The 13,012-nt window shown below is 48.4% G+C and carries 13 protein-coding genes; 8 read left to right on the top strand and 5 right to left on the bottom strand.

The features are described from left to right. Positions 1-27: 27 nt before the first annotated feature. Positions 28-480 (top strand): hypothetical protein, encoded by a 453-nt coding sequence (locus Q0393_RS02015; RefSeq protein ID WP_298977488.1) that lies wholly within the window; start codon positions 28-30, stop codon positions 478-480. A gap of 313 nt (positions 481-793) precedes the next feature. Here the strand turns inward: Q0393_RS02015 and Q0393_RS02020 are convergent, their stop codons facing one another. Then, positions 794-1,585 carry a UDP-N-acetylmuramate dehydrogenase gene (locus Q0393_RS02020; RefSeq protein WP_298977490.1) on the bottom strand — a complete coding sequence of 264 codons (792 nt, stop codon included), beginning with the start codon at positions 1,583-1,585 and terminating at the stop codon, positions 794-796. Positions 1,586-1,974: 389 nt separating this feature from the next. Then, the gene (locus Q0393_RS02025; RefSeq protein ID WP_298977492.1) at positions 1,975-2,871 is read right to left on the bottom strand and encodes a menaquinone biosynthesis family protein; all 897 of its coding nucleotides are present in this window, start codon (positions 2,869-2,871) and stop codon (positions 1,975-1,977) included. A 296-nt stretch (positions 2,872-3,167) separates the two neighbouring features. Between Q0393_RS02025 and recA the strand changes: the two genes are divergently transcribed. From recA to Q0393_RS02060, 7 genes are all read left to right on the top strand, one after another. After that, positions 3,168-4,211, top strand: a complete 1,044-nt coding sequence (gene recA, locus Q0393_RS02030; protein WP_297897512.1) for a recombinase RecA — start codon at positions 3,168-3,170, stop codon at positions 4,209-4,211. Further along, on the top strand, positions 4,211-5,461 hold the full coding sequence (gene eno / locus Q0393_RS02035; RefSeq protein WP_298977543.1) for a phosphopyruvate hydratase: 1,251 nt from the start codon (positions 4,211-4,213) through the stop codon (positions 5,459-5,461). Before recA ends, eno begins: the two co-directional genes overlap by 1 nt. 1 nt (position 5,462) lies before the next feature. Beyond that, positions 5,463-6,290, top strand: a complete 828-nt coding sequence (locus Q0393_RS02040) for a hypothetical protein (RefSeq protein WP_298977494.1) — start codon at positions 5,463-5,465, stop codon at positions 6,288-6,290. Next, positions 6,287-7,477, top strand: a complete 1,191-nt coding sequence (locus tag Q0393_RS02045; RefSeq protein ID WP_298977495.1) for a hypothetical protein — start codon at positions 6,287-6,289, stop codon at positions 7,475-7,477. The genes Q0393_RS02040 and Q0393_RS02045 overlap by 4 nt, the downstream gene beginning before the upstream one ends. 9 nt (positions 7,478-7,486) lie before the next feature. Beyond that, a complete protein-coding gene (locus tag Q0393_RS02050; RefSeq protein ID WP_298977496.1) occupies positions 7,487-8,116 on the top strand; it encodes an NAD(P)H-dependent oxidoreductase in 630 nt (209 codons plus the stop codon). 326 nt (positions 8,117-8,442) lie between these two features. Then, the gene (locus Q0393_RS02055) at positions 8,443-9,531 is read left to right on the top strand and encodes a methyltransferase (protein ID WP_298977498.1); all 1,089 of its coding nucleotides are present in this window, start codon (positions 8,443-8,445) and stop codon (positions 9,529-9,531) included. Then, positions 9,531-10,010 carry a hypothetical protein gene (locus Q0393_RS02060; protein ID WP_298977500.1) on the top strand — a complete coding sequence of 160 codons (480 nt, stop codon included), beginning with the start codon at positions 9,531-9,533 and terminating at the stop codon, positions 10,008-10,010. The genes Q0393_RS02055 and Q0393_RS02060 overlap by 1 nt, the downstream gene beginning before the upstream one ends. A gap of 578 nt (positions 10,011-10,588) precedes the next feature. Here Q0393_RS02060 and Q0393_RS02065 read toward each other — a convergent pair. The 3 genes from Q0393_RS02065 to Q0393_RS02075 all read right to left on the bottom strand — a co-directional run bounded on the left by Q0393_RS02065 (position 10,589) and on the right by Q0393_RS02075 (position 12,971). After that, on the bottom strand, positions 10,589-10,981 hold the full coding sequence (locus Q0393_RS02065; protein WP_295150746.1) for a hypothetical protein: 393 nt from the start codon (positions 10,979-10,981) through the stop codon (positions 10,589-10,591). Positions 10,982-11,493: 512 nt separating this feature from the next. Beyond that, positions 11,494-12,108, bottom strand: coding sequence for a hypothetical protein (locus tag Q0393_RS02070; protein WP_298977502.1), 615 nt, complete (start codon positions 12,106-12,108; stop codon positions 11,494-11,496). A gap of 77 nt (positions 12,109-12,185) precedes the next feature. Further along, entirely contained in the window at positions 12,186-12,971 is a 786-nt protein-coding gene (locus Q0393_RS02075) for a hypothetical protein (protein ID WP_298977504.1), read from the bottom strand. Positions 12,972-13,012: the final 41 nt, after the last annotated feature.

Genomic DNA, 13,012 nt, shown 5'->3' on the forward strand with positions numbered 1-13,012 from the left:
GACAAACGCCCAAAATGAGGAGAGAAAATGACGAATGCGGAGCAAAGCAAAAAAGCGGCGCAAGACGGGGAGCGGGAATGCCGCCAAAGGGCGGACGATAGAGCCTTGGCGCTGGTTACAGCTAGGTTTTTGGCGACACATAGGCTGTTTTTCTTGTTAAATTTACTCCAGCTAGCCGTCTGTCTTACGATTTTTACGAATTTTGCCGTGATTGCGAGCTTTTTGACGGCTTTTGCGGGGCTATTTTATCTGCACGTTAGGCTGCATTTTGATACGTTGATTTTTAGAGATTTTGCGGAGGGGAGGCTAAATTGCGGTAAATTTGACGCGGCGCTTGCGGAGCTAAATTTAGCTAGCAAGCCGCCCAAAATCCGCGATATGAAAAGTCGCTGCGCGGGAGCTTTGCGGCTATATAAACTAACGGCCGCGCTTACTATCGTCGTTGCTGCCGCGGCTTTTGTGGGTTACTATCTGAGCTAAATTCGTTGCTCGCTTAGACGGTTACGGAACGCCGATTTAGACGGCCGCGTCGGTTTGGCGCGCAAAATTCAACAACTGTTTTTCACGGCGAGATAAACGGGATAAAATTGATTGCTTTTGCGGACTATTTTTGTAGCGACTATTTTAAGCGATGAAACGACAGTTAGTATCATCGGCGCACTGTATTCGAGCGCTTTTAAATTTGACGATTTCGTCGGTATTTTAAAATTTCAAAGCATAAAAAAATCCAGTGCAAAAAGACGGAATGGACAACCGAGTAAGTTTAGTCGGAGCAAAATATACGAATTTCCTTTTATAGCACCACGACCTCGGTTTCCAGTTCGATACCGAATTCCTCAAAAACGCGGCTTTGCGCTAAATTTATGAGCGCAATCACATCCTCAAAGCTTGCGCCGCCGAAATTTATGATGAAATTGGCGTGCTGCTCACTAAATTTCGCTCCGCCGATCGCGTGGCCTTTTAATCCCGCCGCTTCGATCAGCCTGCCCGCGGCATCATTCGGCGGATTTTTGAAGCAGCTTCCAAAGCTAGCTCCCTTTGGCTGGTTGGCGCGTTTGGCGGCGAAATCCGCGGCGAGTTCGGCATCAAAGCCGCGCGAAATTTTAAACTCGGCGCCCAAAATCGGCTCCTCGATCCCGCTTCTTCGGTAGCCGAAGTTTATCCGCTCGCGCTCCACCCAGCCGCGCGTTAGGCGCACGGCAAGCAGGCTATCGCTGATGCTAGCGCCGGCGAGCCCCGCATTCATTTTGATTAGCCCGCCGAGCGTGCCCGGGATGTTTCGCAGAAACTCAAAGCCGCCAAGACCCTGCTTTTTGGCGAAATTATAAATTTTGCCCGACTTCGTCGCAGCCCCGATGCTAAGGACATCTCCGCTTAGGCTTATGCGGTCGAACTCCTCGCTTAGCATCGCAAGGTGCGGCGGCGCGGGCGAGATGAGTAGATTATTGCCGCCGCCGATGATCGCGCGCTCGCGGATACTCTCAAACTCCGCACAATCGGCCTCGTCCTTTAAAATTTGCACCGCAAAGCTCCCGCCGATGCGCACGGAGGTGTATTTGCTAAAATCTATCTGCTTTGTTTTCAAAATTTTGCCTTTTAAATTTCATTTCTAAATTTCGCGCTTGCCGCTCGCCCCGTATCGTTTTAAAATTTAGCGATACCACCGCACCGCACGGTGCGAAACGCGAACGCTATTTCAAAATTTAACGCTGCTGCTGCGATTAAATTTAGCTCGATTGCGATACATTTTCAGCGGCGCACTACGTCACACGCGCAGCTCGCACTCTGCGGCACAAAATACAGCCGCGCAATGTAGCACCGCGTGTAAAATTTCATCGCCGCGTAGCCGTAAATTAACGCGGCACATCGCACCGCGACAATGACGCCACAGCACGCGGTCGATTGACGAACTTGGCGGCGATCCGAGGCAAACTCGGCGTTAAATTTGCGCGCAAATTTTAACCTCGCCCGGCTTTACATTGGGTTTTGCCCGCCGCAGTCCGCAAAACGGATCTCATTATATTCGCGCGGGATAAAATTCTCCTGCGCGCTAAGCGGCGCAGGGTAAAATCCGTGCTCGTAACCAAGCTCAAATAGCCTATCTATCGCCCTTATCTGCGCCCCCGAAAGCTCGATCGAGGCCTCGTTGGCATAAAGGCTCAGATATTTTTCGAGCTTTGCGTCGTCCACGCGTATGAGATTTCGCTCGAGGAGCATATGCGATAAAAACGGCTTATGCGCGGTGGCGATGCGCACGCCCTCGGTTAATACGCGCTCGCACTCGATAGCGTCCGTTATAGGCAGGCTGCGGCGAACCGCCATACCGCCCAGCGGTAGCGGCAAATTTTCGCCAGCTAGCTCGCTCCAGATATCCCAGATCTCGCGCTCCACGCAAAGCTCTTCCGAAAAGTCAAGAATGCTCTCGTGTATCAGCACGCCCGCGTCCACCTCGCCGCTTAAAACCGCGCTCTCGATCTCGAGAAAGTTTTTATAAACTATGCGCGCCTGCGGGTAGGCCATGCGAAAAAGCAAGGCGTTTGTCGTGTGTTTGCCGCTTAGCGCGACCTTAAAATTTCGCTTTAAAACCGCGCCCTTTTTCTTAACTAGCTTTGGGCCGTAGCCCTCGCCAAAGCTCACCGCCGTGCGTAAAAGCGCGTATTCGTCGCAGATGAGCGGATACAGCGCGAAGCTGATCGCCGTGGCCTCATAGGTGCCTTTTAGCGCCTCGTCGTTTAGCGTCTGGATATCAAGCGCGGTTGCGCTAAGCTTTAGATTTTTGGAGCTCACCCAGCCAAAATCAATCGCCTTATACATAAAAATATCATCCGCGTCGGGCGAGTGGGCGACGTTTATATGCTTAAAAATCTTCAAATTTTATCCTTTTTGCTCCACTTTAAATTTCGCGCGCGGTGCGCGGCCTGATTTTGAAATGTTGCGAAATTATAGTGAAATTTTGCTACAACCCTCATAAAAATGAGGAATTTCTAAAGAAAAACGTGAAAACCAGGCGTGCTTAGAAGTGTAAATTTAATGCTCTCCGCTTGCCGCGCAGAGCTTTTGCGCTTCTTAAAAATTTCAAATTCCGATGCCGCGCCGAATTTGCGCGAATAATCAAAAATTCATTTCAAATTTGGTAAAATCAAGTGAATTTATTTTTAAGGAAAAACATGGACGAGGGAAAGAAAAAGACGCTGGATGCGGCGCTAAAATCGATCGACAAAGCTTTCGGCAAGGGCACGCTCGTGCGGCTAGGCGATAAGCAGGTCGAGCCGATAGACGCCATCTCTACGGGCTCTGTGGGGCTTGACATCGCGCTTGGCATCGGCGGCGTGCCGAAGGGACGTATCATCGAGGTTTACGGGCCTGAGAGCTCGGGCAAGACGACGCTTACGCTTCATATCATCGCCGAGTGCCAAAAGGCCGGCGGAATTTGCGCATTTGTGGACGCTGAGCACGCGCTGGATGTCAAATACGCTTCAAATTTAGGCGTCGATACCGACAATCTCTACGTCAGCCAGCCCGACTTCGGCGAACAGGCTCTTGACATCGTAGAAACCTTAGCAAAGAGCGGCGCGATCGATCTTATCGTCGTAGATAGCGTCGCCGCGCTCACCCCGAAAAACGAGATCGAGGGCGACATGGGCGATCAGCACGTGGGGCTTCAGGCGCGACTTATGAGCCAGGCGCTGCGCAAACTCGCGGGCGTCGTGCATAAGATGAATACGACAGTGATCTTTATCAACCAAATCCGTATGAAGATTGGCGCGATGGGCTACGGCACGCCCGAGACGACGACTGGCGGCAATGCGCTTAAATTTTACGCTTCGGTGCGCATCGATATACGCAAGATCGCTACTTTAAAACAAAATGAAGAGAGCATCGGCAACCGCGCCAAGGTCAAAGTCGTGAAAAATAAGGTGGCGCCGCCGTTTAAAATCGCGGAATTTGACATAATGTTCGGCAAGGGTATCAGCAAGGTGGGCGAGTTGATCGATTACGGCGTCAAGCTCGACATCGTCGATAAAAGCGGCGCATGGTTCAGCTACGGCGACACTAAGCTGGGTCAAGGACGCGAAAATGCTAAAATTTATCTAGAGAATAACCCTGCTGTCGCCGAAGAGATCACTGCAAAGATCCGCGAGCAGATGGGTAGCGTAAATTTCAGCGCAGACGCGGACGATGAAGAAAATTTACAAAGTGGAGATGAATGATGATTTATATCGAAGATGTTTATGCGATAGAAGTACTTGACAGCCGTGGCAACCCGACCGTGAAAGCGACCGTGGCCCTAAGCGATGGCACCGTAGCAAGCGCGATAGTGCCAAGCGGCGCAAGTACTGGCAAACGCGAGGCGCTGGAGCTTCGCGACGGGGGCGATAGATACTGCGGCAAGGGCGTGCTAAAGGCGGTAGAAAACGTAAATTCGCAGATCGCCGAAGCCGTGATCGGACTGGATGCTTTTGGTCAAAAGGCGCTTGACGATGAGATGCGCGAGCTTGACGGCACCGATAATTACTCAAATTTAGGCGCGAACGCCGTGCTTGGCGTATCTATGGCGGTAGCGCGCGCGGCTGCAAAAAGCCTTGACGTGCCTTTGTATCGCTACCTGGGCGGCGCGAACGCTAGCGTACTGCCGGTGCCGATGTTTAATATCATCAACGGCGGCGCGCACGCGAACAACAGCGTGGATTTTCAAGAATTTATGATTATGCCGTTTGGATTTGATAAATTTAGCGATGCGCTGAGAGCGGCGACTGAAATTTACCACACGCTAAAAGGCCTTCTAAACGCGGCAGGCCACAGCACGGCAGTGGGCGACGAGGGCGGATTTGCGCCAAATTTAAACGATAACGAAGAGCCGATCAAACTAATCATGCAGGCTATCGAAAAAGCGGGCTACAAGGCAGGCGAGCAGATCAAGCTAGCCCTTGATGTCGCGGCTAGCGAGCTGTACGAAAACGGCAAATATAAGCTTGAAGGCAAGGAATTTAGCAGCGAAGAGCTGATAGAGCGATACGCGCAGCTTTGCGATAAGTATCCGATATTTTCGATCGAAGACGGCCTAAGCGAGGACGACTGGGCGGGCTGGGCGAAGCTAACTAGCAAGCTTGGCTCTAAAGTGCAGCTCGTGGGCGACGATCTATTTGTAACGAATGAGAAAATTTTGCGCGAAGGCATCGCTAAAGGCGTAGCTAACGCGATCCTAATCAAACCAAATCAAATCGGCACCGTTAGCCAAACTATGCAGACGATCCGCCTAGCGCAGCGCAAAGGCTATCGCTGCGTGATGAGCCACAGAAGCGGCGAGAGCGAGGATAGCTTTATCGCGGACTTCGCCGTCGCGATGAATACGGGCCAAATCAAAACTGGCGCGACCTCAAGAAGCGAACGCAACGCCAAATACAACCGCCTGCTTGAGATCGAGCGCGAGACGGACGAGTTTTTAGGAAACCGAATTTAAAATGTTTTTTAAAAAAAAGTCCAAGCGGGGCTTAAAAGGCGGTGCGCAACGCCCCTATACGGACGGAGCGAATTATACGGACACGCAAGGCAGATATTCAGACGCAGACTTTGACGAGGACGATTTTTTTGACGATGATGAATTTTATAGCGATGAAAATTTTGGCGGAGGTTTTAGCGCAGTAGGGGCTGGCTTCCGCAAAAATCGCAACGGAACCTCACACGGCGTAGACGAAACAGGCTCTGCCTCTGATGCCACAAGCAGCAGCTCTAATTTAAGTGGCAAAAGCTCCGCTGCAAGCGGAAACTACGAAGGCAGCGTGCAAGCAGATGCGGGCTTTTACGGCGCAGAATTTATTGGGAGTGGTGATTTAAAGAATGCAGAATTATACGCGAAAGAAAACCACTTCCCAAACGACGCGGATTTTGTGGCTCAGAGCGTAGACTGCAGCTCTCAAGGCACGGGCTTTATGGCGCAAGACATAAATTCTGCCACGCAAGGATTTTCTTTTGCGCCGCAAAATGCAGCCCCCACAGCTAAAAAAGCTTTAAAAAAGCGTAAAAATTTAAAAGAACGGCTGAATTTTATCAATCCGTTTTCGCCGCTTAAGCAGATTTTTGCAGCTCTTGCGCTGATCGTCTGCGTTGTTTTTGCAGGCATCTTCGTGGGTGATGTGCTGTTTGGCAAGCGATCGTTTGAAGTGCTGCGCCAGCTGCAAAAAGAAAAGGCGTTTTTATTCACCGACGTCGAGCGGCTAAAAGAGGAAAACGCTGAGATGCAAAAGCTTTATTTAGAGCGTCGCTCGCTCGATCCGGACCTTAAAAAATGAGAAAAATTTCTTTGCTAATTTTAGGTCTTTGCGCTTTTTTAAACGCTGAGAATTTAAATGGCGCAAATTCAAACGCTACGAAACCTAGCATCGTCGCGGTAAAAGAGCAAAATTCTACCGATTTGGCGATTAAAGAGCCAAAAACAGGTGCACAAAGCCCAAACGCTAAAAAGCAAGCTGTAATGAGACCTGAAACATCTAAAAGTCCTATCGCAGCAATGCAAAAAAGCGCCACAGAAGCTAATTCCAGTATTAAAGCAAGCGCCGCCAAAAAAGCCGTGAGCGCACAGCTCTCGCAGACCGAAAAAAAAGCTCCTGGCCCCAAAGTGGGCATCGGCGCTCCTTTGCAGGTCATAAAAACGGAGCTGAACTCTTCTGCGCAGCCTTCAGTTGCAATGCTTCCGCCTCCTGATGAGTTACCGATCTTGCCGGAAGTAAGCGAGCCAAATTCTACGATAGCGCAAAATTTTAGGGCGGCACAGAATTCTACAGCGCAAAATTCTACAGTGCAAAATTCCACTGCGCAACAAAACGCGCAATCTGCTCCGCAAAATTCCAATCCGACGCAAAGTTCCGCCGCCACGTCGCAAAATACTCCCGCGCCTAAAAATTTTACGCAGCAAACCTTTGCGCTTCCCTCCGACGCCCTTACGATCGAAAGCTTAATTGTGCGATATAGGGACGACGACGGGGTCCTGCACGAAAAGATCGTTGATATCAATCGCTCGATTGATTGGCACGATGACTTCGTGCTAAGCGCTAGCGCCAAACCCGCGCTACATAGGGCACTGGACGTCTCGGTTACTTCGACTGATCCAAATTTACAAAAGCAGGCCTCGCAAAGTGGCATCACGCCTAGCTTCGCGCCGCGCCTGGAGCTACCGCTAGAGACGCTTAAATTTGACGATGGACTAAAATTTGTCATCCGCAAAGACAGCGTGCAGCTCATCACCGCAGACGATTTCAAAAGCTCTGACGCAAATGCTTCTGGCACGCTTGAAGCGGAGTTTTGGCGGCAAGATATCCCGCTTAGCGGCGCGAGCTTTGCTGTAAATATCGGCGGCTTTAGCGACATCAATGTCACTAAAGAGGACGGCTACTACCGCATCGGCGTGCGCTCGCGCGAGGGCAACCTCAGCATCAGACCCAAAGATGGCGGGTATTTGATTTACAAAAATTCTAATTAAGGAGAGACTATGACACATTTAGAGATTATGAAATTTCGCCACGCGTGCAAAATTTTTGACGAGAACAAAAAAATCGGCAAAGCAGATTTTGACGCCATTTTGCAGGCAGGCATCTTAGCACCTAGTTCTACGGGGCTAGAGCAATGGGACTTTTTGGTTGTGCAAAACAAGGCGTTGCGCGAGCAGATCCGCGAAAAATCGTGGAATCAGCCGCAGATCACCTCTTGCTCACATCTGGTCGTGATTTTAGCAAAGATCAAGGACATAAAGCTAGGAAGTGATTATATCAAGCGAATGATTACGCGTAAAAAAGATGAAGCGCCCAAATATATCGGCGACAGGCATAAATTTTATCAAGATTTTTTAAGCGGTTATTTTCACAACGACGATGAGGAGCTATTTAATTGGTCGCACGCGCAGTGCATGTTTGCAGCACTTGCGATGATGAACGAGGCCGCAAGCCGCGGTATCGACAGCTGCCCAATGGAGGGCTTTGATCGCGCAGCGCTCGGAGAGATTTTGAATCTAAAATGGAATGAGCGTCGCGTGGCGCTACTCGTGCCTTTCGGCTACCGCGTAAATCCACAGCCGCAAAAGATCCGCCGCAGCATGGATGATGTGGTAAAGTGGATCGAATAAATTAAAACGGCTTTAAGGCGTTAAATTTACAGCGCACAAAATTCCAAAGTCGGCGCGCGAAGCGGCAAGCGCGTTTTTTAGGAATTTACCGCGCTTTAGCCTTTTTTCTCGCCCGCAAATCTTGTGCGGCGAGATTTAAAATTTTTTAGGATCTCAAAATAAAATCTATCTCAATAAACATACAGCTGCAAAACGACTTAAATTTTAAGACGGAATTTTAAAATTTCATCGCAGAATTCTAAGATATGCGCAAATTCTTAGCGGGCGCAAGAAAAGTTAGAATTTTTTGCTAAAATTTTGCGAAATTTACATAAGCAGGATTAAAAATGAAACTTCCCAAACAGCTTTTAGACCGCTACGGCACCGAGCATCAAAGCGCGGGTGAGGCACAGCGGACGGCGAATGAGATCGCCTTTGCGCCGGTGGTCTTTCAGGTCTCGCGACTGATGAAAAAATTTGGAATTTTAAGCGCGCTTAATGAGGCACGTGACGGGCTAAGCATAGAAGAGATCGCGAAGAAGCTCTCGCTTAGCGAATACGCCGTAAAGCTGCTTTTGGAAAGCTCGCTTAGCATCGGCACGGTGCTACTTAGCGGCGAGAAATTTCGGCTTAGCAAGGCGGGGTATTTTCTACTCACCGACGAGCTCGTCGGCGTGGATATGGACTTCATCCACGACGTGTGCTACGAGGGGCTATTTAGGCTCGAAGAGACGCTAAAATCAGGCAAACCAGAGGGGCTAAAGGTTTTTGGGCAGTGGGCTACGATCTACGAGGCACTTTCGCATCTGCCGCCGCACGTGCGCAAAAGCTGGCTCGCGTTTGATCATTTTTATTCGGATTTGGCGTTTGAGCCCGCGCTAAAGATCATTTTCTCGCGCAAGACGGATAAAATTTTAGACGTAGGCGGCAACACGGGGCGCTTTGCCAAGCGGTGCGTAGGCTACGACGAAAATGTGCGCGTCACAATAATGGATCTTGCAGGGCAAATTTCGATGATGAAAGACGCCGTCGCAGGCGCGCAGGGCGCGGAGCGCATAGACGGGCTTGCAGCCGATCTGCTTGATCCCGCCACGCGCTTTCCGCGCGGCTTTGATGCGATCTGGCTTAGTCAGTTTCTGGACTGCTTTGCAGAGGAGCAGATCGTAAGCATCCTCTCGCGCGCGGCGGAGTCGATGAGCGAGCAGGCGCGGCTTTATATTTTGGAGCCGTTTTGGGATAGGCAGCGCTACGAAACCGCCGCGTATAGTATGACGCAGATCAGCGTGTATTTCGCCGCGATGGCAAACGGCAATAGCAAAATTTATCACTCGGACGATATGATTAAATTTGCTCAGCGCGCGGGACTTAAAATTTCGCAAATTCACGACGGGCTGGGCGTCGGACATACGCTGCTGTGCTGCGAAAGGGCACGATGATGGACGCGCGAAGCTTAAGCGCGCAGCTAAATAAGCCAATTAAAATTTTGCTAGTGCTCTTTGGAATCGGAATTTTAGCAAATGTGGCGATGGAATTTTATGCGGAGAAAAAACGCGGCGAGCTAGAGCGAAACTTCTGCGAAAGCAAGCAGGTGCGAGATGCGCTAGCGCGGATAAACGAGGGCGCGCCGCGTAGGATCGACGATGCTACGACTTTAAAAGGCGCCGCATGCGAAGAGGGTAGCTTCATATACGATTACGCGCTAAATAGCTCGTCAAATTTAGATCTCAGTGCGCTGGATGCGGGTGATGCGGAAATTTTAAAAGAGATGCTGTTTGCTAAGGCGAAGGCCGGCTTTTGCAGCGCGGAATTTTCGCGGCGCCTGCGGGAGCTCGGCAAAACGATGGTGTTAAATTACGAAATAGAGGGCTTGCCGCCGATACAGCTAAAGCTTGATAAAAATAGCTGCGAACGGTGAATTTTAAAACCCAAGCGAGGTATTTGATTAGTCGCGTTTTGTGTGGCGGCACATTGGCGGCTGACATATCTGCAAGTTTGTGAACAGGCTCATGCTTTGACGCAGAATTTATGTGAGCAGGTCGCGGATAAAATTTAGCAAGATTTTATCGCAGCAAGTGCAGCGTAGTAATAAATCATAAAATTCTGACTCAAAATCTACGATGCTATTTCAAATAAAGTTCCGCGCAAATTATAGAATTTCGCGTTAAAGCTTTACGCGGTATTTGCGCTGCTGCACAGATATAATTCCGTGTGAAATAGTGAAATTTTAATGAAAAACGCCGCTGGCAGAATCTGACGCAAAATTAGATCGCGGCTTAAAAAGGACTCGCGCGTTTTAGCGCTTTGTGGTGACGAAATACACGCCGATCCGCGTCATGCTATACGCGGCGGCGCGATAAAAGCCAAGCAGAGATTTTAGCATATTGCTTTTGCGCAGGCGAAATCGAAAGCGAAGCGGATAAATTTTAAGCGAATTCGGCGCGGGCGAGCAGGCAAAGGCTCACGCCGCGCTAAATTTTAAATCTCGCGCAAGCGCTACTTGCAGTCGCTAGGCTTAAATTCTACCCTTATAAATTCTTCGCCACTTTTTATCTTATAGCTCCATATCGCGCTGTTTATTAGCGGATGCATTACCTTCATCTGGTTGCAAAAAATTTGCTTATTTTGGCTATCTATGACATTTTGTATCACGGTTTTTTGATCATTTCCGACACTGTCAAATTTCATCCCCATGCCGTCATTTAGCTCGTAGTTGTAGATGAAACTGCCATCTTTGCACTCAGCGCCAGTTAACGTTGTAATCTCGTCGACTCGCATCGGCGCACTCTTATTGATACCTTCCACGGCCGCTTTGAGCTGGACATTATCGCAGCTTGGTGCCGCAAAAAGCGCCGCGAAAGCAAACGGAAGCAATAAAAACTTTTTCATAATTCTCTCCTTAAAAAATTTAGTAATGATATAAAAATTAATATTAATCGGTGCTTTAAATTTAGGGCGAATTTTTTGGTGCCACGAGCATATAATTTGATCCAAGCGTAGCAGCGAACGCGAAAAGTTTATTTGCGGAGCTTAGCCCTAAAAAATGGAATTAGGCAGTATGCCAAGGTGCGGAATTTATCGGCTCGCCGCACTTAAATATAAACTGCTGAGTTAAATTTCATAGTGCATTTTACGGAATTTACCCAGCTTGCGGGATTAAATTTGATGCCTAGAGCGCTGGCAAACTCGGTATCAAAATGATTTAATGTCGCAGGCGGGATAAATCTTACAAGCAAGCGCGCATTTGAGTATTTTAAAGCTATGCTAATTATATCGCAGAGCTTAGGCGCAACGATCCGCAAGCGCGTGTCGTAAGATCGCCGCGACAAATTTTATCACAAGACGGCAGGCAAAAATAATCGACCAGATGCCGCTTACCACGCACAAAGGCGCAAGCGCGATTAGTTATCGTTGATTACGTCCAAAATTTCTCTAGCGTGCACGGCGTAATCATTCGCCATCGATTTTTGAAAGATCCCGCCGATCTGCGCGTATGAGCCCTGACCGCCGCCGAAGAATTCCTCCTCGCCGAAGTTGCGCTCGTTTACGGCGATATTTTGGTTGTAGATCGGCTTTCCGTTTTTAAACATTTTTAGGCGTAGATTGTAGCGCACATAGGGCTTTGCCGAAACATCGATGCCGTCGGAGCTGTAAAAGCCAAAGCCGAATGAGCTAAGCTCAGGCGCGATAACGAGCCCTTTACCTTGCAGCGCTTTTTCGTCGTCGGTAACGCTTACGCGCCTTAGGTAGGTGCCGAAGAAGCGCTTTGCCTCGCCTGCGACGAACTCGCCAACGTCGATTTTAAGCTCATCGTCTCTGCCTAACTTCGAGCTTGCGGCGTAGCTTTTCGTCCCCATTAGCTCGCTAGGGATATAAATGAGCGCACTTTGCATGGCGTTGGTCGCGCTTATAGTGTCGTCAAACGGCGCCACATCGGCGTTTTGATTAAACTGCGCTTCATATGCGCAACCGTTAAAAAGCGCGCAAACTATTGCGGCTAGAAAGAAATTTTTCATTGTTTGCTCCATGTAAAAATTTTTGTAATTCTACCCCGCGGGTCTAAATTTTACGCTGAAACGGGCGGAATCGCTCTTCAATCCAAGCTAAAAAACCGCCTAAGCTTTCGCTTAAACGTGTCTTTTGGAATTTGCGTATCGCTAAAATCATCGCTCCAAATTTCGTTCTTGTCAGTGAAATAGGTAAAATTTTGCCAATGCGGGATAAAATTTGTTTTCTGCTCTATGGCTATATTTTTGTCCTTGCAATACCACAAAATTTCATCCAGTTCGCGCTTTGAGTAGATGTTTATCAAAAAATAGTTACGATTTTTAAATTTAATCACGACATTTTTATTTAGCAGACTTAGCGGCTCTTTATTTTTAATCAACATAAAAATTTTAAACGGCAAAACAAGCAAGATAAAATTTATCGTATAGTATAAAAACAGCGCCAGTTTGCCGATATGCACTCCAATAGATGATTTTTTATAAAGCTCGTAGGAGGTAAAGTAGTGAAATCTACCGAAGCTATCTATGAGCTCGGATACGATGCAGAAGTTTATCTTATCGGCATTTGAAGCATCGATACATTTATTGCGCTCTGAATCGTGCGCAAATTCGTAAGAGATTTTATCGTTAAAAAACTCAAAATACGAAATTTTGCGCCTGCACTTTACATACCATTGTATTTGTGCGATAAATAAAACTGCGGCTATAAGGAGCAGGAACGAATCTTTGTTGTTAAATTTTAAGAGATTGATGGCTGTAGTGTCGGATCTATACAGAGCGTAAAAAGATATTAAGGCGATAAATAGGCTATTTGCTTGGAAATACACCGCTCTGTCTATGATTTTGATCGGCTCTTTGTCGTAATCCCTCATAAAATTCCTTTTCGGTATGATTTTTGACGAAGCGCATTTTA

This window comes from uncultured Campylobacter sp. (assembly GCF_938015785.1).
In the GTDB taxonomy this organism is placed as follows: domain Bacteria; phylum Campylobacterota; class Campylobacteria; order Campylobacterales; family Campylobacteraceae; genus Campylobacter_B.